The 23,204-nt window shown below is 38.1% G+C and carries 21 protein-coding genes and 1 pseudogene; 2 read left to right on the forward strand and 20 right to left on the reverse strand.

Features of this window, described 5'->3' with window-relative positions:
• Window positions 1-227: 227 nt before the first annotated feature.
• From HMPREF9624_RS10085 to HMPREF9624_RS11875, 15 genes are all read right to left on the reverse strand, one after another.
• Window positions 228-584 (reverse strand): VOC family protein, encoded by a 357-nt coding sequence (locus HMPREF9624_RS10085; RefSeq protein ID WP_009537655.1) that lies wholly within the window; start codon window positions 582-584, stop codon window positions 228-230.
• Window positions 581-1,267: an MBL fold metallo-hydrolase gene (locus HMPREF9624_RS10090; RefSeq protein WP_009537656.1), complete on the reverse strand. Its 687-nt coding sequence runs from the start codon at window positions 1,265-1,267 to the stop codon at window positions 581-583. The genes HMPREF9624_RS10085 and HMPREF9624_RS10090 overlap by 4 nt, the downstream gene beginning before the upstream one ends.
• Window positions 1,268-1,594: 327 nt before the next feature.
• Entirely contained in the window at window positions 1,595-2,581 is a 987-nt protein-coding gene (locus HMPREF9624_RS10095) for a metallophosphoesterase (RefSeq protein ID WP_009537657.1), read from the reverse strand.
• Between the two features lie 118 nt (window positions 2,582-2,699).
• Window positions 2,700-3,629: a DUF1848 domain-containing protein gene (locus tag HMPREF9624_RS10100; protein ID WP_009537658.1), complete on the reverse strand. Its 930-nt coding sequence runs from the start codon at window positions 3,627-3,629 to the stop codon at window positions 2,700-2,702.
• Between the two features lie 83 nt (window positions 3,630-3,712).
• Entirely contained in the window at window positions 3,713-5,299 is a 1,587-nt protein-coding gene (locus HMPREF9624_RS11905; RefSeq protein WP_009537659.1) for an ADP-ribosylglycohydrolase family protein, read from the reverse strand.
• 21 nt (window positions 5,300-5,320) lie between these two features.
• The gene (locus HMPREF9624_RS12060) at window positions 5,321-5,596 is read right to left on the reverse strand and encodes a winged helix-turn-helix domain-containing protein (RefSeq protein ID WP_009537660.1); all 276 of its coding nucleotides are present in this window, start codon (window positions 5,594-5,596) and stop codon (window positions 5,321-5,323) included.
• A complete protein-coding gene (locus tag HMPREF9624_RS10110) occupies window positions 5,574-6,317 on the reverse strand; it encodes an AlbA family DNA-binding domain-containing protein (protein WP_009537661.1) in 744 nt (247 codons plus the stop codon). Before HMPREF9624_RS10110 ends, HMPREF9624_RS12060 begins: the two co-directional genes overlap by 23 nt.
• 112 nt (window positions 6,318-6,429) lie before the next feature.
• Window positions 6,430-9,807, reverse strand: a complete 3,378-nt coding sequence (locus HMPREF9624_RS10115; protein ID WP_009537662.1) for an NACHT domain-containing protein — start codon at window positions 9,805-9,807, stop codon at window positions 6,430-6,432.
• Between the two features lie 79 nt (window positions 9,808-9,886).
• Complete coding sequence (locus tag HMPREF9624_RS10120) at window positions 9,887-10,948, reverse strand: Fic family protein (RefSeq protein WP_009537663.1); 1,062 nt, start codon at window positions 10,946-10,948, stop codon at window positions 9,887-9,889.
• Window positions 10,949-11,366: 418 nt separating this feature from the next.
• Entirely contained in the window at window positions 11,367-11,681 is a 315-nt protein-coding gene (locus HMPREF9624_RS10125) for a hypothetical protein (protein WP_009537664.1), read from the reverse strand.
• A 226-nt stretch (window positions 11,682-11,907) separates the two neighbouring features.
• Window positions 11,908-12,711 carry an ABC transporter permease gene (locus tag HMPREF9624_RS10130; RefSeq protein WP_009537665.1) on the reverse strand — a complete coding sequence of 268 codons (804 nt, stop codon included), beginning with the start codon at window positions 12,709-12,711 and terminating at the stop codon, window positions 11,908-11,910.
• Complete coding sequence (locus HMPREF9624_RS10135) at window positions 12,704-13,603, reverse strand: metal ABC transporter ATP-binding protein (protein ID WP_009537666.1); 900 nt, start codon at window positions 13,601-13,603, stop codon at window positions 12,704-12,706. Before HMPREF9624_RS10135 ends, HMPREF9624_RS10130 begins: the two co-directional genes overlap by 8 nt.
• A 128-nt stretch (window positions 13,604-13,731) precedes the next feature.
• Window positions 13,732-14,571, reverse strand: a complete 840-nt coding sequence (locus HMPREF9624_RS10140; RefSeq protein WP_009537667.1) for a nucleotidyl transferase AbiEii/AbiGii toxin family protein — start codon at window positions 14,569-14,571, stop codon at window positions 13,732-13,734.
• 1 nt (window position 14,572) lies between these two features.
• Complete coding sequence (locus tag HMPREF9624_RS10145) at window positions 14,573-15,157, reverse strand: type IV toxin-antitoxin system AbiEi family antitoxin domain-containing protein (RefSeq protein ID WP_009537668.1); 585 nt, start codon at window positions 15,155-15,157, stop codon at window positions 14,573-14,575.
• A 664-nt stretch (window positions 15,158-15,821) separates the two neighbouring features.
• Window positions 15,822-16,103 carry a hypothetical protein gene (locus HMPREF9624_RS11875; protein WP_009537669.1) on the reverse strand — a complete coding sequence of 94 codons (282 nt, stop codon included), beginning with the start codon at window positions 16,101-16,103 and terminating at the stop codon, window positions 15,822-15,824.
• Between the two features lie 55 nt (window positions 16,104-16,158).
• Here HMPREF9624_RS11875 and HMPREF9624_RS12340 point away from each other — a divergent pair.
• Window positions 16,159-16,485 (forward strand): annotated as a pseudogene (locus HMPREF9624_RS12340) (ATP-binding protein); the annotation flags it as partial.
• Window positions 16,486-16,663: 178 nt separating this feature from the next.
• Here HMPREF9624_RS12340 and HMPREF9624_RS10155 read toward each other — a convergent pair.
• The 5 genes from HMPREF9624_RS10155 to HMPREF9624_RS10175 form a co-directional block, all read right to left on the reverse strand.
• Entirely contained in the window at window positions 16,664-17,155 is a 492-nt protein-coding gene (locus tag HMPREF9624_RS10155; protein WP_009537670.1) for a hypothetical protein, read from the reverse strand.
• Window positions 17,156-17,547: 392 nt separating this feature from the next.
• Window positions 17,548-18,537, reverse strand: a complete 990-nt coding sequence (locus HMPREF9624_RS10160) for a GNAT family N-acetyltransferase (protein WP_009537671.1) — start codon at window positions 18,535-18,537, stop codon at window positions 17,548-17,550.
• Between the two features lie 310 nt (window positions 18,538-18,847).
• Window positions 18,848-19,231 (reverse strand): DUF6037 family protein, encoded by a 384-nt coding sequence (locus tag HMPREF9624_RS10165; RefSeq protein WP_242822647.1) that lies wholly within the window; start codon window positions 19,229-19,231, stop codon window positions 18,848-18,850.
• A gap of 255 nt (window positions 19,232-19,486) precedes the next feature.
• Window positions 19,487-20,320 (reverse strand): nucleotidyl transferase AbiEii/AbiGii toxin family protein, encoded by an 834-nt coding sequence (locus HMPREF9624_RS10170; RefSeq protein ID WP_009537672.1) that lies wholly within the window; start codon window positions 20,318-20,320, stop codon window positions 19,487-19,489.
• Window positions 20,317-20,910, reverse strand: a complete 594-nt coding sequence (locus tag HMPREF9624_RS10175; RefSeq protein WP_009537673.1) for a type IV toxin-antitoxin system AbiEi family antitoxin domain-containing protein — start codon at window positions 20,908-20,910, stop codon at window positions 20,317-20,319. The genes HMPREF9624_RS10170 and HMPREF9624_RS10175 overlap by 4 nt, the downstream gene beginning before the upstream one ends.
• 449 nt (window positions 20,911-21,359) lie before the next feature.
• Here HMPREF9624_RS10175 and HMPREF9624_RS10180 point away from each other — a divergent pair, with 449 nt between their 5' ends.
• Window positions 21,360-22,649: a relaxase/mobilization nuclease domain-containing protein gene (locus tag HMPREF9624_RS10180; RefSeq protein ID WP_009537674.1), complete on the forward strand. Its 1,290-nt coding sequence runs from the start codon at window positions 21,360-21,362 to the stop codon at window positions 22,647-22,649.
• The last annotated feature ends 555 nt before the right edge of the window (window positions 22,650-23,204 follow it).

A 23,204-nucleotide genomic window follows, 5' to 3' on the forward strand; every position in this document is an offset into this window, starting at 1 on the left:
ACTAAGCGAAAAACTACAGTACCTTTGTTTTTCGCAAGTACCGGCGGGCTCAGATTGCTCTCTTTCATACCTATACTGCATCTGTCGCTTCAGCTTATTGATTTCTACAGTCCAACGCTTCGTAGGTTTTCGCAAGTACTAATGAGCTCAAATCACCCTCATTTTAGACCTATACTACATAAGCCTCATCTACACTTCTGATTTTTTACTGCTTCAAATCGGTAAGCTTATGGCAAAACCTCCAGCCAGTAGCCATCCGGGTCTTCAATGAAATAGATGCCCATGGCTTCATTTTCAAAGCAAATGCAGCCCATCTCCTCGTGCTTTTTGTGCGCTTCTTCAAAATTATCCGCCTGAAATGCCAAATGGAATTCACACTCTCCCAGGTCGTAAGCCTGAGGGTGGTCTTTCAGCCAGGTAAGCTCCAACTCAAAATCGCCCACATCGCTTTTCAAGTACACAATGATAAAATCCTCGCTGGTCTTTCGTCTTACCTCATGTAAGTCAAGGGCTTCCTCGTAGAATCGAAGAGAACGATTCAAATCGGATACATTTAAATTCTCGTGAATCATCTTAAACTTCATAGCTTTTCTCCTTTCGCTGTTTCCGTGTTTTTGATCCGTGAACGATACTTTGGATATTCGGTAAGAAAGCGCTGGATCACAGCGGGCCCTCCCCAGTAATGCATCGGAAATATGGCATCGCAATCCACATTTTCAAGGAAATACAGAATCCCGTCAGCATAGTGCGCCTCCAGTCTCGGATCAAGGGGAACGAAGGCAAGGTCATAATGTCTGCCTTTTATTCTCCCAATCTCCCTGTGATAAATCTCGCGGAGCCTCCGATTATCTTCTTCCGGTTCTCCCTCCCAATACCAGTCATTTAAGTCCCCGGCATGATAGATAGAGCCTTCCTTTGTTTTTAGTATAAAGGCAACTCCGCTATCATTGGAAAGCAGGGTCTCAAGCTGAATTCCATGATCCAACAGATAGTTTTTATCAGGCTCAACAAAGCTGTGCTTGATCTCCGACAATCGCTTTTTATCCCGTATATCGTTTGCCAATACCGCTTGATACTTCATCCCCTGCGCATTAAGCAAGGAAAAAACTTTGGGATTATAGTGGTCCCCATGAACATGACTGCAAAAAACAAATACTTCTTTTTCCTTGTTCAGAGGTGGTAATTCTCCCCTGTAATAGTCAAAAATAATATAGCAGTCTTCTAATTCCAGTAAAAAACCGCTGTGGTTCAGATATGTTACTTTCATGATGTTACTCCGTAAAATATTTTACCTTCTCGTTATGGAGGCTATCGCTCTCCCTTCCTTGCGCCCTTACTTACTCCCATTTTCCTACTCTATATGCTTTTCAGTATAAGTTGCACTACATTTACTGTCAACGAGGGACCGGAAATAGACAGTCGGCTTTGCTTCATAACGGTAGAGGGTCCTGCATTGGCATAGCAATATTTACAAGAGAGGGGAGTTCAGACCTTTTCTTGGATGAGAGGGGGTGGAAAAAAATGATAGTGGAAATTTTGGGAGAATAAATTGAAATAACATACTCTGTGAAGAGGGAAAACATTTTCCCTCCGTTTAGGAAATATCTATAACAACCAGCTCCGGCCGGTTAAAGATTCGCGGAATACGGGTACTTTCTCTTGCTAGCCCCCGACTGACAATCATATAGGAATCCTCAAAGCGATATTTTCCCCCGGCATATCGGGGAAAGAAGCCTTGATTCGGCGCAAAGAGTCCATTGATGATTCCGGGCAGGCGCCATTGTCCGCCATGAGCATGTCCCGCTAAAATTAGATCAAAATCATAGTTTAAGTAGGAGTCAATCAACTCCGGACGATGGGCAAGAAGGATACTGTAGTTCCCATTTTCCGATGCGACAGCTGCATCTTTCAATTGTTCGGTAATGCTGTAGTTCTTATCAGTGTACTTAAGAATATCCGGATCTGATATACCGCATATGTTTAATTTTTGCCCACGCACATCAATCGTATCAAAACTGCCCTCCAAGACAGGAACATTGTAGGATTCGAAGATTTTCAGTATCTTTTCTATCTCACGGCTCCAATACTCATGGTTTCCGGTAACGTAGTAGCAAGGGTATTTATCCGCTATAGCACGAAGTACCAGCTCGGTATTCCGATGGGGAAGCTTATCATCACAAATATCTCCTCCCAGTAAAATAATATCCGGCTTCTGTGCATGAATCGCGTCTATAAGCTCGCGTTGCCCTTCCCCATAGGAGCAGGAATGTAAATCCGTGATGAGGACAATTCGAACAGGTGCTGTCAGTTTCTCACTTTCCAGCGAATAGTGTTGTATTTTCAATTTGGTATTGAAGGCAAAGGGCACCATGATGCCTAAAATGCAGGCAAGGAGTAAGGCAAGTATCTTGCGTTGTTCCTTGCCTGACTTATTCTGATTCGGCTTGTCTTGCTTCTCAACTTTCACTTTCTCTTGCATCTGCTCTGTCTGTTCTATATGTTCTGTTTGCTCTATATGTTCTGTTTGCTCTATACGTTCTGTTTGTTTTCCCTGTACTTTGTTTTCTTGAACTTCTTTCAACTGTTTTCTCCTTTATTGGGTAAATTTTCCGACTTAAATTTTCAGTCCATAGCTTCTCCAATAGCAAAATGGGGATATTCTTGATTCTCGCTATAATTCCTTAACTATAGTTCCTTAGCTATAATTCCAAGCTCATTTGTCCGTCCACCCAAGACTGCTGGGGCACATCATGAATACTGTCATTTTTCTCGTAATTTCCGATTAAGAATGGAGATTTCGGATCATGCAGTCGGCTTTGCTTCATAACGATAGAGGGTTCTGCATTGGCATAGCAATATTTACAAAGGTGCTTACAGCTGTTATAGGCACCGATATCACAGGAAAGATAACAGGCACATGCTGCTCTTGCCCCCTTCTTTTTCGGTACATGCAAGCGTTTTCCAATGGCTTTCTCATAATCGCTGATAAGCATACAGCCACCACAATCTGCCCCATACTCAGCCAATTCCTTCCCCTCCGCACAGGGCTTCAATATCATACCATGGGAACGCGCAATCTCAATCATGTCCTTCCCAAGCAAAAGTCTGTCTTCCTTCTCAAGGGCCTGAAGCTCCGGAAAGTTCCGTCTCACTTTGGGGTAAAGGTCTACAAAACTAATGACCACGGTTTTCGTATATCCCTCCAATGCCGTAGCAATCTGCTCAAAGGCTTTCAAATGATAGTCTTTGCTATATCTTTCAGACAGAAAAATCGGGTCGTAACGCCAGCCGATAGAATTCACTCCCATCTGCATGGAAAGATGTTTGAAATGCTCTAAAAGCAAATGTTTATCCGGCACATTCGGCTCTATATCTTTTCCATAAGGGGTAATGCTAAGAAACCAGTATTGTCTATAAGCCCTTAAAAGCTCCATATAGGGAAACATGGGGGAGGGATTTTTCGTGCAAAAACCAATGACATCCACCACAGAAGGATCAAGGCGATAGCGGCTGACTTGATTCGGATTATAAGGATTTCGCACACAAACAAAGCCCTCTTTCAACCTGTTTGCAAACCATTCCGCATAGAAGGCGGGAATGTCTGTCCTTTGTCCTGTGTTAATAATCAAGTTAAATGCCTCCTTTGGATGCTTCCATTTTGCGCGCAATGTTTTCCCTTAACTTATGTGCTATCAAGAATTATAAAAGCCTACTATAAGCATTCCAATATCAGCTCTTTATTTCTCAATCTTTCAAGCCATTGTTCTCCTTGATACCCCAAGCCATGAATAATCGCGGATAATCCTCCTGCCACAGCTCCCACGGTGTCCGTATCTTCCCCAAGATTCACAGCCGCTAAAACATCATTGTCATAGTACTTGATTACAGCCCCCGTGCTTTCCTCATTTTCCTCAACGTGACTGATTACCCACAAAGCAGCTTCCAAGGTGTCCACCACATATCCTGAGGATCTGATTTCCGAACTATCCAACTGATGAATTCGATGGAGCCTATCGAAGGGCTTATCATACTGCAAGCTGGGAAGGATATCCAAAATATTCTCTCCGGCAAGCAGTCTTTTTGCCACATGCACGTAGATTACACAGGCCTCCTCCGAAATCCAATGCCCGTGGGTAATGGCGGAAACGGCTCTTATTTCTTCATCCGTACATTCCACAAATGCCAAGGGCAGGATACGCATAAGGGAGCCATTGCCATTGGATCGCTCCCCTACACAGGGTTTACCACTTGTCAGCGCCTCGTAAGTGGCATGACCGATATCAAATACTTCTCCATTGGCGGTAAAGGCATTTTCCCGGAGCCAGGAAAGAAAACGCTTTCTGATGTCCTCGATATGGATTTTCCCGTTATTTTCTTTGAGACTTTTCAAGGTCGCCAAGGTCATGGACGTATCATCCGACCAGGTACCCTCCGGCTGATGATGACAGCCATAGCCTGTGAGGTCCGTGCAAAGGAAGCTTCCTCGCTCTTGAAATTCATAGGGAACGCCAAGGGCGTCGCCGATGGCAAAGCCAAAAATAGCGTCATAGAGTTGTTTATTGTAGGGATAGACCATACTCTGAACTTGATCCAGTACATCTTCACTCATAGTATTCAGTTTATACTTTGCCAAATCCTCACTCATTTTATACAAATAGGATGAGCGTATTGCCATACAGGTTTCATAATGCCTATACGGTTCTTCCCAATGATAATCATATTTTTTTAAGACATAGAATTTATTTTCATCTATTATCTTTTTTGCAATACAATTTACTAAACTTAAATAGACCTTGTACTCCTCACTATCTTTCTTTGGATGAAAATTAATGTATTTTGACTGATCTTCCTTTTTAGTAAATATCATGTCAAAATGGTCTGATTCATCTCCTATATCACTATACTTATCCATAAGTGAGCTAAGGTACTCTGTTTCTTCATCGGTCAAATGGTGAGTATCTTCAATAACTTCACCGTCTAGCCAATAGTAATGAAATATATCCACATCATCCTGATTAATCCACCACTCTGCATCCGGATATTTTTCAATAAATGCTCTGATGATATCTATGTTTGAATACCATCTCGTGCAAAAGCCAATATCCACTCTGCCATCTTCTAAATCAAAGATAGTACATTCGTAACCATAATATAAATCAAATTCAATTCTGGTATAGGGTAACATCCCCAAAGCCTTCCTAAAATCAATCGGCTTAAAATACGCATCCGAATCAGAAGTTATCAGGGCTTCCGCAGTGGCTTTACTGCATCTTATTCTGTTATCCTCATAATTTGCCATATAATCACCTGAATCTTTCCTTTAGCTATTTATCTTCCAATGTCCGGTCTTGTTATTGCCAACTCTTTCTATAATTCCTTTTTCCTTAAGTGCTTTTATATGTTCTGCTACTGTCTTTTTACTTATTCCCAGATTCCCAGCTATCATTACATAACTGTAGCCAGTATTCTTTTTCAGTTCATTTAATATTCTTCCTTCAGCATTAGTCACCTCATAGGTCACCCTATCGGTCACCTCATCGGTCACCCTACCTGGGCTACGAACAACTCTATCTTCAGGAGAAGTAAATTTGACCATAATATCGCTTGGATTTCAAATAAACCAATTCAACAATTCTATCTACAAGTTCAATTAATGATCCATGCACTTCATCTTGATACATAAGATCTGCATCAGTCTCAAAATATCCTATCTTGACATATGCACCAAGTTGCCACTTTTCCGGGTCCTTAGTAAACAACATCATAGCAGCATTAGTGAGATACCTACCTGACATAAGATGTAATTTTTCCAATAGAACTTCCTTAGGTTCTTCTAATAACGAAGACTCAATTCTTCCCTTCTTCGCTGCCAGTTCTTTGAACCTGCTAATAATAGGCTCTTCTACATCTGCCATGGTAAAGGCGGGAATAGGCATGTTGTCCCATGTAACTCCACGTTTACCATTGAGAAAACTCTCCAGAGCAGGTCCTGTTAGCACCTGCTTTGTACTACCGCTACGATAGTGATATACACCTTTATATGAAATACTTGTAGAATACTCAGGAATATTTATCTCAATATAGTCCTTTCCATCTTTTGATAAAAGATTTACATCCACCACAATGCCAAGTGATTGTGTAATTTTGTTAGGAATATCTTCCAACAACTTCTTTGAATCGGATACTCCGACCACATCACCATTATCATTCATTCCGATGTATATTGTTCCACCTTGAGCGTTTGCAAACCCACATATCCATTTCAAATACTCATCACGCCAAGACCCTTTCCATTCAACATTCTGACTTTCCGCCACTTTGAAAGCATCTCCTTCCATCTTTAGTGTATACTATACAAATATACATTTTTTGTAGGTGCTAGAATCTCTGTTACTCAAGTTCTAATACTCAATAATCAACACCCTCGTATTAAGCTTCAACGCCATATTCCTTTAACATATTTGTTAACCATTCCATATCATATTTGGGCGATTCATTTTGGCTAGTTTCTATGACATTTGCATTCGGACAATTATTGCATAACGGATTGCTAACTCTATTATAACTACCATGTCCTTCATCATTTCGTATTTCTTTTATAATCTGACCATTTTTAATTTCAAAATGCAATGAGGTTTCCTCTGGATATCCTGTTTCTGGAATAAATCTTTCTGCAAAGGCAAAAAATTTAATACAATGTGATTGAACATATCTATCATAATAGTCTTTACGAATAAAAACCGTTCCACTAATGGGGTCACTATAGTATGAATTTCTATTATTGTTACATAATATAACCTTTTCTTTAGCTTGTGTTTCCCAAGACAAATCAGAAACATTCAGTTCTAAATCAAAAAAATTTATAATTTCTGATGGTGGCAAAACAAGTGATGTTTCTTCAAAAATATCAGAGTGACTAGCTATATTCTGAACACTTTTGCATAACCACGGCTTTTCATCATTTTCTGGATATGCCTTAAGCTCCCCTAAATATTCCTCTAATACAATAGTAAGATACTTTGCATTACCATCATCACCTATTGCCTCTTTATCAGAAGAACAGCACCATATATAGTATGTATCTCTCCATTTTGTATCGTGTTTTTCTTCTTCGTGTAATGATATTCTTCCTGCAATCAGCACCCACTCTTGTTTCTTTACTTTGACCGTTTCCATGAGATGCAAAATATTTCTTCTCGTCAATTCAACATCTTTCACCCAACTTATATCTCTAGGTATCGGTTGCTCTAAGGCATTGATTATATAATCTCCAAGTCTTTCTATATAATCTTGGAATGTTGGAATTGGTGCTGTAATTATAACATCTTCACCATATTCTAATGGATCATATACTTCATACCCAATACTATTCTGATAATTATTATATGTTGCAAATTGATTAGTGTAATGATTACACATCAAACTGCCATAATATAAACCGGTTGCAATATCCACACACTTCATATAAACAGAATGAATAAAATCTTCTTCTCGTATATTCATTGATTTACTATCAGCCAAAGTTTTATAATATTCAAAGACATATCTAAGAACTTGTTCAAAACACTGCAAAAAAGAATTTATATCAACTGTTTCAATCTTAGCTATAGACTCTATTTCCGGCATGATTCTCTTTTCAAATTCTGTCCAACCACTGCATTCACCACCACTAACACAAGCATATTTCTTGCTCAGATAATCATTTATTTTTTTTATTTCAAACTTCTTGTTTGCAAGAAATCTCGTATGCATATCAATGTGATCTTTTCCCCAATATCTGAACGGTAGAAAATCTTTATTCATCAAATCCACTAAAAATAATATGCCACTCAAATAATCTGAAACTTGTGCATTTTTATTGTACCGATATAAGTCATTTCTATTCCATGATATAAATGCATATGGATTCCCCAGATATGTAGCTATTCTACGAATGCTCTTTGCCGATAGACTCTCCTGTGTACTAATAGCTTTATTATAGAACGCTATAATGATTTGCTTATCTTGATGCATCTGGCTTAGTACATAGATAACCGCCTCCTGAATATATAAATCTAAAATTTTATCGTATTCAGCAATGAGTTTATCAATATAATCACTGTTTTTTAATACCACTTCATATAGAAGTTTCATTGCCAAACATCTAACATCTTTATTCGGTGCAGCACAACAGAGCAATGCAAAATAAAAAGCCTCTTCATCTCTCCTGTCCACTCTGTCGTTCAATGTTGTAAAATACAAAACATTCTTAAGTCTATTCTTTATAGTATTTTGAGAATAAGATCCAGCTAATAGATTAGAAAGCTCTATTACCCTCTTTTGTTCCTCACAATAATAATCGAATAAGTAGTTACTGCAATTAAATGGTTTATCTGTAAATCCACCCATTACCATTAGCAATTCACTATGCTTAACGGGTCTAAAGCTTTCTTGAAAGAGTTTAATATGATTACGATTAAAATGGGCCTTAACTAACGTTCTAAAATCAAGTCTCTTTATCAATTCTGTATCCACTAAGAACTTTTGAATACCTCCGTAATCCGGTGATAAATTGTCAAATATTGCAATAATCAAAGCTTCATTAAGACTGTACAGTGTATCCATTTTATTTTTTATAGTATCAACTTGTTGCTGATAATCTTTTTCACTAATATCTTCAAACAACGATCTGGCAATTAAAAAATCAGTTAATGAATCAATCACAAAATAATACCAAGTTTTTCCATCCCTCTCAAAACCATCCACAAAACCCATCTGCATCATAGAGGGCAAATAGTTTTCCCCCGTTTTTATCACTGATAGCAAGCTTTCCTCATCAATTTGTTTCTCACCATTCATATACATCCATTTTGCAACTCTTTTGGTATCCTTCCAAATATCCAGACCTTGGCAAGATTTATTATTCTTAAATGTCTTATTTATCGAAATCTTTATATAATGTTCCAAAATGTATGTAACAGATGCAACTCCATTTTCCGTTTCATCAATAATTTTCTCTGATGACAAAACATCGCACAACATACTCAACAATAATGCGTTATTTGAGTACAATATATCTTCATATAAATATACATCCGGAACAGACAATTTAAGCATTTCATCAAGAGCAGACTCAAATGAAACTCCAGAAAATTTATATTCGTACTCTGATAATTCTTGATACTGCTGAAGCATCATTTCATCCATTGAATTTGTTCTATACGATATAACAATTCGTATTTTGGGATTATTCTTTAATTTCTTTAAAATATCCAATAAACTTTGCTGTCCGGCCTCAGACATTTCATTTATTGCATCACAAATAAAAACAAATCCTTTGTCACTGGAATTCAAAATTTGTTCAACATCAATTTTACTTGTGTCTTTTTCAAACTTTCCATATATACATAGATGCTCTATATTCTTCTGCTCTAGTTGTTCTTCAAAACATTTCAAAAAATAACTTTTACCAATTCCTCCCTCACCAATAATCATACAAAATCTATGAAGCTTTAAATATCTTTTTAATTCATCTGTACCCAAACCAAACCAGGAACTATTCTTTTCCTTAATTAACGTAATTATTTTCTCTATATTTTTAAAAAATCTTTCCTTATCAGATAGGAGTGAGTCATATGCTGACATTTCACTTTCAAGTTTAATTAATTCATCTGCAATGATTTTATCATCTCGAGTTTTTCTTATTTTAGGAAGTCCTCCCAACAAGTAATCCATGAATTCTGGATTTTCCCATTCCATAATATAGGAATTGGTCATAATTTGTTTCATTCTATCTTTCTGATTCTTGTTCAAATCTTTATAATTCATAGGGACCTCCTTTCGAGTCCTTAACCCTTTCATCCAACGCCGTCTATTTTCGTCCGGATTAACGATATTTTGGACAAAATTATTTACTGTCTGCACGATAGTAAAGTGTATTCCTGCCTGTTCCTTCCCGGATTATAACGCCTTCCTCGGTAAGTTTCTTCAATGACGCCAGCACAGAAGATCTTCCTATGCTCGGACAATGGGCTACAACATCCGCACCGGTGAATCTGCCTAGTTTTTCTTCAGCATACTTCTTCACCTTGTCGTATGCGGTACTGCCGTTTCTACTTTCATTCATTAATCCGACACGCTCTTCAAATTCGGTATAACACGCCAAAAGAATCTGAAGCATATATCTGATAAATGGTATTGGATCATTTTTTTCTTCATGCCATCCGGCATCGGATTCTTCGAGAGTATCGTAATATCGATCTTTTGTTTTCTCTATTTGCTTTTCAATACTGATGTATTTTCCAACGTTATACCCGTTCTTATATAGAAGAAGCAGCGTGAGCAGTCTGCTCATCCTGCCGTTTCCGTCATTAAACGGATGGATGCAAAGGAAGTCGCAGATAAATGTCGGAATAAGTATCAGAGCATCTATCTTCTCGTTTGCAATAGCCCGAACATAGGCATTGCACAGATTTTCCACTGCATCCGGTGTATCGCAGGGTGCAATTGGCGTAAATCTTGTAACTACGGTTCCATCCGGCTTTGTCTCATTAATATAGTTCTGAACATTCTTAAAATGTCCGCCATAAGAGAATCCTGCCCTCTTCAAAAGATCACGGTGAAGCTGAAGGATATACGATGGCCGAATTGGAATGTACTCATTACTCTCATGAATCGTATTCAGAACATCCCGATAACCCATAATCTCATCTTCATCCCGGTTCCTTGGCGTGGTTTTCTCCTCAAAAAGCTGCTTCATACGAGTGCTTGTTGTAACGATGCCTTCAATTTTATTGGACGCCTCCGTACTCTGTATCTTTGCGATTTCAACCAGACGATCCAACTCCACAGGCTTCTTGCGGATGAATAAATCCTGTCGTCCTTTACACTCATGAATTTTCGCAACCAGATTCAGAATATCTGTATCCCAGGCTTTATCATAAAGTCTGCTATAATCAAACGACCTCATTAGAACCCCTTTCGTCCAACATCTCTTATTTTTGTCCAATTATGCTATTATTTGGACGAAAAATCAATCTATTGGACAAAAAATACTACTTTAATCGTCGTGGGGATAATAGCGTTTTATCATCCCATAAGCATTCCAATATCAGCTCTTTATTTCTTAGACTTTTAAGCCATTTCTCTCCTTGGCCGCCTAGACCATGAATCATTGCAGATAAGCCCCCTGCCACAGCACCTACGGTGTCCACCACATATTCAGAGGATCTCATTTCTTCATTTATCCAAGAGAAAATGTTCCTGATGAAAAATTGAAAAAACTGATGCTCTGGTCGGAGGTATTACCGGATAGCTGTAGGAAGGATAAAAGCAGATAAGAAAAACCTGCCGGTCTGAGAGCCGGCAGATTTTGTTGGACAGACAGCTTATTTGCCATTTTCAAAATGATCTCTTAATACCATTAATCTAAATATTAGAACAACATTCAGAATAGTCGCCAAGATAAGACCGGCTCCAGCCCAAAGCAGATCTATCGCAAACCCTATAATAAAACATAGGCTCCATTTCATAATTTGCTTACCACAAATGATGCATAGTTCTTTGCTTTTATTGGATATATTTTCGTCAAGATCATGTCCGGTTAAATATCGAATTGCCCTGCCGTTCGATCTAATAAATAGAATACCTATAATCAAATAGAGCAAAACCATCATAAAATCGATACATAAAAATACAAACATATTTATTTCCTAAATACTTTCTACGCCACTGATATACTGCTTTTTAGTCATCCTTAGCCTCGACTAGGCGTTCATAAATTTCTCTTTTATACTTTCCTTAAGTATAATCCTGTTTTTATCTTGCTTCCTCTCAAAATCCAAAATATCTGTAAATCTTTTTTCAAAGAATTTAGTGAGGAATATGAAAGTTCTAATAAATAAGTTTTCACCGGATTTAGACTTGTAATCAATGTTCATCATTTTTGAAATCGCTGTTACTTAGACAGAATATAGCGAATAAATAGGCCACAACTGTGAAAACTAAAACGATGCAAATCGTAGTGAAATCCGGAATGCCGAATGCGATTGCCCGCATGGCATCAACTTGATATGTTAAGGGATTCATGCGAGAAATACATTTTAGAATAATTGGCGCATTGTCAAAGGAATAAAATAATGGTGCAGCAAAAAGAATTGGCACTAAAAGGGTGTCCATCACAAAGTCTCGCTGCTTATAATTATTTATCAGTAGCGCAACGCAAATCAGGATAGAAGCCCAAAACAGCACGCTAATCATTAAAAAAACGATGATCATGCAAAATCTATAAAACGAAAAAGATCCACCAACAAAAAAGGAAAGAATATATAAAATGCTAGCTTGAATGACAACTCCTACGATTGGAAATGTTGCAATTCCGAGTATATAAATTGCCGGATGAATGCCGTTCAGAATCTTTAAGCTTAAAAGTCCCCAACGCTTGTCCGTTATCATGCGATAAACGCATTGGTACATTTCTTTAAATAACGACATTGCAAAAATACCGATTAAAGAATAGGACAGAAAACTTACAGTCGTTCCGTTGAAGGATATATCTCCAAATGTAGCCTGAATACCTACAGAATAAAATAAGAAATATAAAATAGGGGAAATCAAACTACTATAGATAATTTGTTTGTTGGACCAAAGTGCTTTCAGCTCATTATTGACCATTATGGGTAAACCCTTTAGCCCAAGATGCCCGGGCTTAATATACATTTGAAATTTACGCATTTTCTGTTGCCTCCTCTTGCATCATGATTTCCTTAAGGCCCAAGCGTTCACTGCCCATACTTGTAATCGATACTTCCACTAAAAGCTTTCCAATAATGCAGTTCAAATCTACAGAAGACTCCATGAAACTTACTGTTTGCTCTTCAAGCTTAGCTCCTTGGTCAAGCAGTTCCTTTTTGAGCGTGTCGCTCATTTCGCCGGAGAAGGAAATTGTAATTTCCCTTGTCAATTGGTGAGCGCTTAAAAAATCCCGCATACTACCAAAGTAAAACTGCTGACCTTGGTTTAGAAATAGAATTTTATTGCAGTAATCTTCCAGCATTCCCAAATCATGGGATGAAACAAGAGCCAGTTTCTTTTCATCAAAACATTTCTCTTTCAAATATTCAAATAGTCCATGGGAGTAACGGTAATCCAGACCGGCTGTTGGTTCGTCCAAAATCATTATTTCAGGCTTATGAACTAAAGCACGTGCAACTTGAACTCTTTGTTGTTGTCCGCCGGAGAGTGAATCGGGGGAACGGGTATAGAAATCTGTAAGATCAAGAATTTCAGAGATAGAATCTGTTGCCGCCTGTGATTCTTTCTTAGAAAGACCGGTCAATACAGCTCCAAGCATAATGTTATCTCGCACATTTAAATACCAATCAATGGATTGCTTTTGCGGGCTTATACCTAAATCATGATAAGTAAGCTTGGGTGAGCAAGTGATACTTCCGTGTTGAGGACTGTATATTCCAGATAATAGATTGAGTAAAGTGCTTTTTCCGGCTCCATTTTTGCCAACAACAGCAATAAAATCTCCTTTCTCTGCCTCAAAAGAGATGTCACAAATTCCGTTGTGCGTTCCTTCGTAAAAATAGGATACATCTTTAAGCGTCAGCAATGCCATGGTTAATCCCTCCTATTCCTGTTAAGCAAAGTATGTACATTTTCTTTGAGACTTTTCAGGGGCGCCTAAGTCATGGAAATGTCGTCCGACCAATCTCCTGCCGGCTGATGACAGCCATATCATCACTCCTATAAAGCAATCTTTTCAGCAATAATCGCAATTACTTTTAGAGTTTCTGAAAACTCCAAATCCCCTACATAAAGATTGTCCGATAAATATGTCTTCCACAGTTCTTGAAGATAATCGTCCTCCCTTATATCCTCAATTATTTCCATTGCCTGTTTCATAAGCGACAAGCTTTCTCTTCTATTTGCAGTTGAATAAATCGCTTGTTTTAGAATTTCAAAGTCAATTTCCTCTTTTTTTAAGTTATATAAATTATATAAATCATAAAAATCTCGCATCCTTGTTGTGGCAATATTCCTTTTAATAACACTCTCATACTTTTCAGCCAATATCGTCTCAAGGGGATATGCTAAGACCCTAAGACTCTCCTCTTGAAACATACAAGAATATAAATATTCGATTTCTTTTGGTGTTATGACGTCTCCGGTTGTAATATCAATCTTCATGTCATTTTTAATCTTTTCAAAGTTAGCTATTAAATGCACTCTAAAGTTTTCATATTCATCTTCTTCTCGTATATGGCTTATATCCGTTATTTCAAAATCTATGCCGTCATCTACCTTTACATTTATGATTTCCGAAACGATATTTCGTATAACTTCTTCCTGTAATGGCACACCTTTGATAGTAGTATCCATATCCATCGTTGTACGGTTATCAATTCCAATCATAGAAGATATCAGAAGTCCACCTTTGATAACAAAATTAAATTTATACTTAGACTTTGACAATCTCTCTAAAAATCTTTCAAAGAAAAACATTTGCAGAACTTCCTGTGGCCTGAGGTTTTTAGAGTTTGCAATGTTTCTTATTCTTCCTTTCAAGCTTTCCGAACCGATCATTTTATAAAACCTCCAAATATTTTCTGATTTCCTCTTCAATACCAAGGATTCTGCTGTATTTAATAAGATTTCTGGTATTCTTTTCTTTACTCTTAAAGTATCCGGTTAGTGCATTGATGAAAATCTGCTTATCAATAGATTTCCTTTTCAAAACAATATCACAGATACATCTTTCCATGTTATAGCATTTAACGGTTGATCCCAGTGGGGTTTTCGTCTTAATAAGTCCTAAATTGAAACAATCTCTCTTTACGTAATGAACCTTGATATTCAGAAATTTCCGTTTGATGTGCTCTGCATTATACCCCTGAGGCACAGTGATATGAAAAACATTAGGTATTCTGTCACTAAATCCAAGAAGATACAAAGCTGTATGAAAAGAAAATACCATTTGCTCATTATTAACAGATATAACAGCAAAGTCATCATCTATGGCATCCTTTTTCTTATAAACACCATTTCTAACTCTCTCCAGCTCGCCTTTATGAACAAGTGAAGCTAAGATATGCCTTTTTATGCCTATCTCTTCCGCCTGTTTATTGGTAATAATATTATTTTCTAAAAAGTGTTTTTCCAAAGCGTTCATTTTATCACTCCATTTACAATTACACTTTTATTATAGTTTTTTAAAGAGTATTTGTAAACAATAGATGAAATCAAGAAGCTGGTACAACTCTCTCCAGTGAACGCATTTTCTTCGCGCTAAGATAATTCTTCGAGACATTCATATCACTTTTTACAATATTTCCTTTCGGTACTGCCACTCAATTTGTTAATCCCTTGTAAGGTTTATCTGTATATCTCACGATCAGAATTAACTTTTAGCCTAGAGCAATAATCAATTGGGCGCTATAGTGCTTAATGTCACGTCCAACCTGACAAAATCCTTCCTCTTGAACTATCCGGAATTTCCGGATAGTTGAATCTTCCTCAAGCTCTGCATCAGAATTAATTTTCTTAATATGCTAGTTGATTGTACGAACATTAACGTCATATAGTGCTTCCATTTCCATTTTCATTCATTAATCCGACGCTCTCTTCAAGTTCTTTATAACAAGCCAAAATAACCTGAAGCATATATCTGAGAAACGGAATCGGATTATTTTAAGTGGGATGTCGAGACAGCAAGCAAAGTATGCCGTTTAACAATATAAATATATGAAGAACAATATGATACAAGTCCGGTATCACGCGTTTTTCACTCATAGGAATGAGCCTTAGCGTGCCTTTAAAGCACGCATTGTACCCTTTCAGTTTTCTTTCGGAGGCACCAAAGAGAGTGTAATACCAATGGCAAAAAACTGAATCGTAAACCACAACACAAGGATTGTGAACAAAATCCATTTACCTGTAGGCTGAAAAAAACGATAACTAATCAGTCCTATGCTATACAGGCAAAGCATGGCAAACTCTGCGCTCTGAATTCCCATTCCTTCAACAAGAATTCGTTTCCCGAAGCGCCATGTAATCGTACATCCCAGAAACCATATCCAAAGCAATATTTGCACGAATAGCGTTAATATCATATTCATCCAGAAATCTCCATGGAAAGATTTTTACATATACCACAGTATTTACTGTACTCTCACATATAAAAAGGTACAGTCCCGTTATGCTAATCCGGTTCTCCTCATCATTGATGAATGGCTCCTTCTAAAGCCTACGGAGACTGAGCAGCATGATATCCTGGAATGCCTTCACAGAAGAAGAAAGAAATCTTCCACTATATTTTGTTCACAGTATGATCCATCCGGATGGTACGACCAGCTTGGCGGCGATGATAGTCCGCTTGCTGAGGCCATCCTCGACAGGATTAAACATGATGCCTACAAGATCAATATCATACCGACTGACCCAACGAACTATAAGTCTATGAGAGAGGTATACGGCCTTGATCCGACATTAAGCGAGTAAACTCGCACCAGTAACTAAGCAATACGACGGTTTCCTATTCCGGAATAGCAGCTCCGCTGCGCCAGAATATTCACTCAATATAATTTTTTTGTTTTCCATAACTTCTATTATTTCCATCAACACACCCTCTTCTTAAAATATTTATTTTTATTATTGTTTGAGTTTAACAAACCTATATTTATATATGACTATTCAACCAATCTATTTTTTTAAAGTCTTTATTGTTATTATTATCATTTCTATATGAATCTTTCGATGAGGCTTTATAAATCTGTAAAAACTGTTTTAGACTTGGTACACGAAACCTTATTTCGTTTAGTTGAATTAGTTCTATATCCGATTCAGCAATACCCGCAAAATCATATAAGGAATCGATTGAACCGTATTCTACACTAACTCCATTTTTTTGAAATTCATGCTCATGAATGTCCACTAAATCATATCCCAATTTTTCCATAACCATCATTATTTTGTCCCAATCATAAATTCTAAGTTCATCAGGAGCTTCCCATCCTCTTGGATCTCCTTGAACATGAATATCAATATCTGATGGCTCCCAATCTTCTTTTGATATAAATTCCAATCCTAAAGAACCCATTAGTGTAGGCACGATTCCAATTTTATTTAAATATAAGCAAATGCTGCTAAATTCATCAAATAAAATACTCATTCCGTCTCCTCCAATTCTAATTTGTTTACCTTAGTATTGCTATTATTATACTATTTTTAAGTCATTTTTTCATATCTGCTTTCTGGGGCTTAGTAATAACTCACTTATTTAATCGAATAATCGTACTAAAAAACAAAGACTACAGTATGTTTAACTTCACTTCATTGCCCTTTGAAGCTACAAATTGCTCCATTCTCCCCTCCTTTCTCCCTAAAATTTACAAAGAAAAAAGACGATAGTTTTCACCATCGTCTTTTGCTACCATTGATGAATTACTTTAGATTGATTTTATCCCTTTGTTTACCACATGAAGAAACTCAATAATACTCGCACTAAGCCTTGAAATTCCATAGGGACTAAACAAAATCCCAAGAATAGCTAGACATCTATCTTCACAGTTCTTTTTTGAGCATGATAAATTTGTGTGTTCTGTATTCTTCCATAAATCCATTCTGTAGAAACATTGTGATTGCCGGATTATCTATGGCGATATCGTCATAGAGCAGTTTTACGCCATTTTGTTTAGCGGCATTGCACAACAAATCCAATCCAATACCGCCATAGCCTTTTTTTCTATATGGAGCATAGACTATGATATCTGCGAGATAAAGCTTTCTATCGCTATCGTAATGATAGGCAATCTCTCCAATAAAATGACCGGCGTTATCCTTTAAATATCTGTAGTATCGTTTGCCTTCGTGCTTTATAATCCAGTAATCATACCAGCCACTCCATTCCTCTTTCGGAAAAGGAATTGTACCTCCCCAGACCCGGTTATACGACATGGTTTCCCTATCTGCCATCATCTTCTTCCGAAACCAAAGATCTTCCAAAGATGGGATATAAAGCGTAATGAGCTTTCCCCATTCTTCTTTCATCAGTAGGCTTACGTGTCCCTTTCTTATTTCGCCCATCTGTGGCACAGGTGCATCCTCAGTAGTCCATTGATACTTGAATCCCAGCTTTTCCTGAACACGCTTTGATTTGTCATTACCATCATAATAACCACACCAGATGCGAGCAAGGTTCAGTTCCTCAAAGGCATGACGCAGCAGCTCTCTTGCCGCCTCCGGCACAAGACCCTGTCCCCAATAATCAACTCCCAGCCAATAACCGAGTTCCGCCTCATCCTCCTTTTCTGCAAGGTCATTATGGTGAAGGCCGATGCTGCCAATGGGAAGTCCTGTTTCCTTTAGCACAATAGCGTAAGTCTCCGGTACCATCAGTACATCTCTAATAACCTGTCTGCTGTCCTCTTCACTTGTGTGTACAGGCCACCCTGCGATCGGACCTACTCGCAGATCTTTTGCGTATTTATAGCATTCCTCTGCATCCGTTTCTTCCCATGGACGGAGGATAAGTCTTTCTGTTTCTAACATCATACCGTTCACTTCTTTCTTTTAGGAGCCGGAAGCTCTTCATGCATTACTCCCTTGATGTGTTTCCACGGAGTGATTTTCACAGCCTAAACTCATCTCTCCTTACTACGCGGCATACCGCAAAATTAGATTAATTCCCCCAGTCTTTGATTTAAGTCTTGGAGGGTGACTTGCTCCTTATCTTGCTCCCTGACTTGCTCCCTGACTTGCTCCTTATCTTGTTCCTTTGAAGCAAGTTCTACAGACGGTCCGACCATAGCTGTTGAAGAGTCGGATAGAGGAATAAATAGTCATAAATTTTTATTTGTCTATTTTACATACTGTATAAGTCATTAATTTTTTTCAAATATTCATCACTCGAAATATTTGTCCAACATGAACTAACATTTTTTAATTTGCACATAGCTGCAATCTTATCTCCAAACGCAATTCTCGTTTTTTCTATATTCATTTCACTAACATTATATCCTGTAGGATTATTCCTCCACCCACAAAAATAGATTTTGTCTGCCTCCTCTACCCTCCTTCTTTTGGATGCTACACTTACTACTTCTGAACAATTCGGTTTTCTCTGAAACTTTTTCGGAATTTTATTGTTTAATGCTTCAAATAAATCTACCGGTTTAAAAGTATGGTTTGGATTATATTTTATTTCTAAATATAGAATAAGTTCTTTATAATCCTCTATATTGCGCAATATTTTTCATCAATTTCAATTTCAAAAACAATCGGATTCTTTCCCAAAGTTGATAAATACAATCTCATGGGTTTAATATCGCATGATCTGGTAATCCAGATATTTTTTTATTAGATTCTGCTTGAATACCATTTTTATATCTAAGTGTATTCATAAAACTCCAATCATATTCAGCTTTCATTTCAACTTCACTATATTTATTTTTTAAATTAGTTACTAGCGGAAAAATCCGATTTGATTATCTGTGTCTTTGAATCACAGAACTACCTCTGCCAACACTTTCACGCTTACCATAACCTCGTTCCATGACAGTTCACCAACGAAAAAAGAATCCTCCCGGAAGCTGTCCCACTGCCTTTTCATGCTTGCGTCAGCTTCTACCGTGGAAAGAATATCCCTAAAGCCGGGAATCTGATCTGTCGTATTCCGCTTTGCGCTTGTTGCAAGAAACGCCTTTTTAAGGATTTCTCTGTCAAAAGCTTCCTGGTGACTGATCACATGGATGTCGTAGAAGTCTCGCATCCGTGTATTCGCCGTGCCGCGAGCCATGATTGTTTCCAATTTCTCTACCAAGAGTGTTTCCAGATTGTATGTCCTGAGGGAAATTGCCCGATCTTCAAACATCAGGTGATAGGAATATTCGACTGCTCTTGGAGTAATGACATCCCCGGTGGAGATATCCATCTTGACCGCCTGCCGCATTTTATCGAGCGTGGCTTCCAACATAAACCGGATTCCCGGATAATCATGCTCTTCCATGATATCCGTGACCTTGGTGATCTGAAACTGAACGCCATCGTCAAGATTTACGGCAATAATCTCCTCAACGATCTTGACTGCGTTATCCTTAGTAAGATTCAGCGATTTCACCGTAGTATCAATGTCCATCGTCGCTCTCGTATCCAGACCGACGACTGCCGCCACCAGCATACCGCCCTTCAGGATGAAATTGTTGCGGTACTGGGAAAGAGCGATCCGCTCCAGGAAACGCTCCATAATGAAGTTGCGGATCAAGGTCTGCGCCTTTTTGTTGTCTCCGCCGGACAGGTTTCTCACTTTTGCCTTCAGCTGTGTCGCTGTCCTGATCATAACATGACCTCCGTATATGTCCTCATAGCAGGCTCAATCTGAAATCTCCTGGCATACTCCATCAGATGATTCAAATTCTTATGGGCGCTGGCCATATATTCCTTCATCGCATACTGAAAGATCTGCACATCCATCGTATCCTTGTACCGAAGAACATCACAGATCGTCCGCTCCATGTCATACGCGCGAACTGTATTGCCAAAGCTCGTCTGTACTTCCACAACACCAACTTCATAGACGTCCGGCTTTACCTGATAAACCTGAATGCCTTTCTTGCGCAGATGCGTAGAGTTATATCCCGCCTGCACCGTCACACTCGTTTTATTTGGTTCCCGTTCCATCAGCCCATGCAGCATCAGCGCGGTTTCATGGGAGAAAATGATGCGCTTGTTGGAAAGATAAAGCAGGTACAGCTCGTCCGGCCATGCATCCTCCGCCAGGTATACCCCATGCGCCACTCGCTCCATGTTCCGTTTACTCACATAGTCCGCAAGTGTAGGCTTGGAAATGCCGCTTTCCAGTACCTGTGAAGTGCACAGATACCCGTTTCCGTTCTCTACAAGATTGTCTAAAAGATCAAACCGTGTCATTTTATCACCTTACTTTCTCGCTCTTTATAATAGATTACAAGAGCGTAAAGGTAAAGTAATTTTTTCGTGAGGGAAAGCTTGGTATGTATCGGGCAGCTCTGCGGCCGCCCTTGTTCGATGGTTTACAACTCCGGGCCGTAGAAGTAATTAAACTCCATCCGCGTTCCTCCTTCCTCTGTTTTTCCTGTAAGCGAAAAAAGGACGTTTACTCACTGCGGAAATGCAGTAAATAAACGTCCATGATCGATTCAATGTTCGGTTGTCTATGAGTCTTCGATTTTTGTGCCTACTGTTACGAGTTCTATAGCTATGACCACCCGGACATACTTTTTGAGGCGTTTTTCCGCGCATCGACCAGTCCGTCTCTCCGAAGGTGAAATGCTCGCAAAAGTGCTTAAAATCAAGGATTTTTACGAGTTCTGTTTTTGTAGCAACGCTACCGTCTCAACTTGGCTATTGAATATATTACTGATTCTAAAAAGACAGATGAACAACTCCTAGTCAGTACAAATAAGTGTCACCCGGCATCCGCACACACGCAGTTTTTAAAGAGAAGGGAGGAGCAAAACACAAGGGGAAATGTTCTGGCAAGACATCTCATTCAGTCTTTCCTACCGGGCGAAACCACTCCTGAAATTGCTCACCAGATTGGTCTGGAACTATGTAAGAACATACTGAAAGGGGAATACGAATTTATCCTAAGTACCCATATCGACAAAGGCCATATTCATAACCACATTATTTTTAATAATGTAAATATGGCTACTGGAAAATGCTATCAATCCAACAAAAGAAGCTACCATCAGATCCGCTATCAAAGCGACAAACTCTGTAAAGAGTATAATCTATCAGTCGTTGACGAGTACTATGAAAGATTCAAGAAAAAGTACAAAACAAATGGAAAATCCTGGTATGAAAATGAACAAGCTAAGAACGGTAGTTCCTGGAAAAGTAGGCTCCAGTTTGACATAGATAGGATGATTGCACAGTCTGAAGATTGGGCAACATTTATCCAAAAAATGACAGAACTTGACTACGAAATCAAATATGGAAAACATATTGCCTTTAAACAAAAAGGAAAGGAACGATTTACAAGAGCCAAGACGATTGGGGAAGATTATACGGAAGAAAGGCTCAAAGAAAGAATTTTAGAAAACGCTAGTCAAAAGACATTCACCGTTAAAAAGCGTGTCCGAAATATCATTGATATTGCAAATAATCCGAAGATACAGCAAAGCAAAGGATATGCATTCTGGGCAACCAAACATAATTTACAAGTCGCTTCCGACACTGTTCTTTCCATGCATGAAAAGGGCTTTCAAAGCCTTGCTCAACTTGATAGTTTCATTAAAAAAAGTGCAGATAAAAGACAAAACCTTCAGGAAAAAATCAAGAAGCTGGAAGAAAAAATCGAAACGCTTTCCCTGTCTATGGAACAAGTCCATACCGTGAATAAATATCGCCAGATTTATCAGGAATACAAGAAAAATCCCGGTGACAAAAACTTTGCCAGAGAACATAAGTCCGAAATCTTGCTCTATGAAAATGCTTTAGAAGCCCTAAAAAAAGCGTACTCTAAAATGCCTAATTCCAAGCAGATTTTTGAGGAACTTGAAAAAATGAACAAAAAAAAGAATATCCTTATGCAAGAGTATTCTTCCGCAAAAACTGAAATGAGTGAATTGTACCAGATGAGGAAAAATTATGAGCAATATATGGGGAAGGAGAGGGAGAGGTAGGTTATTTACCATTTACTAACTTTCCATTGATCAGAAAAAGGCTATTCTTCCGGTAAAACCGGAGCTGTACTAGCTCGGTTTTTCAAGTTTGTTCGCAAGAAAGAACGTCAAAAAAAGAATAAAAAAATCTCTTTAAAATCTTTGAAAAACGGCTAAAAATCGAGACTATTAGCCGTTTTCGTGCTATAATAAACTATGGGAATTAGGCGTTGCCGCCTTAGCTAATGCTATATCAGGTAAATCTGGAATAGAAATAACAGTTGGATTAAAATACACAGAAAAATATCTACACAAAGAAGGTTATTCTGTAAATGGCTGGAGCCCAACAAGTCTTTCTGTAAGAAGATACTAATTTTTAAAAAAGGATGTTCATGTATGAATAGTAAATTCAATATAAGTCTAGCAATACTTCAAATAATTGCTGGTATTCTTGGCTCTGTAGTTTTCTTTAAAAGTATACTAAACCATGGAGAACTAACAATAACTATGACCATTCTATCATTCTTTTCGATGGTTTTTGGGTTGCTTCTTGGATTTAAAGGGCTATATAAAATT

Origin of the sequence: Oribacterium asaccharolyticum ACB7 (assembly GCF_000238075.1) — a bacterium.
GTDB lineage: Bacteria > Bacillota > Clostridia > Lachnospirales > Lachnospiraceae > Oribacterium > Oribacterium asaccharolyticum.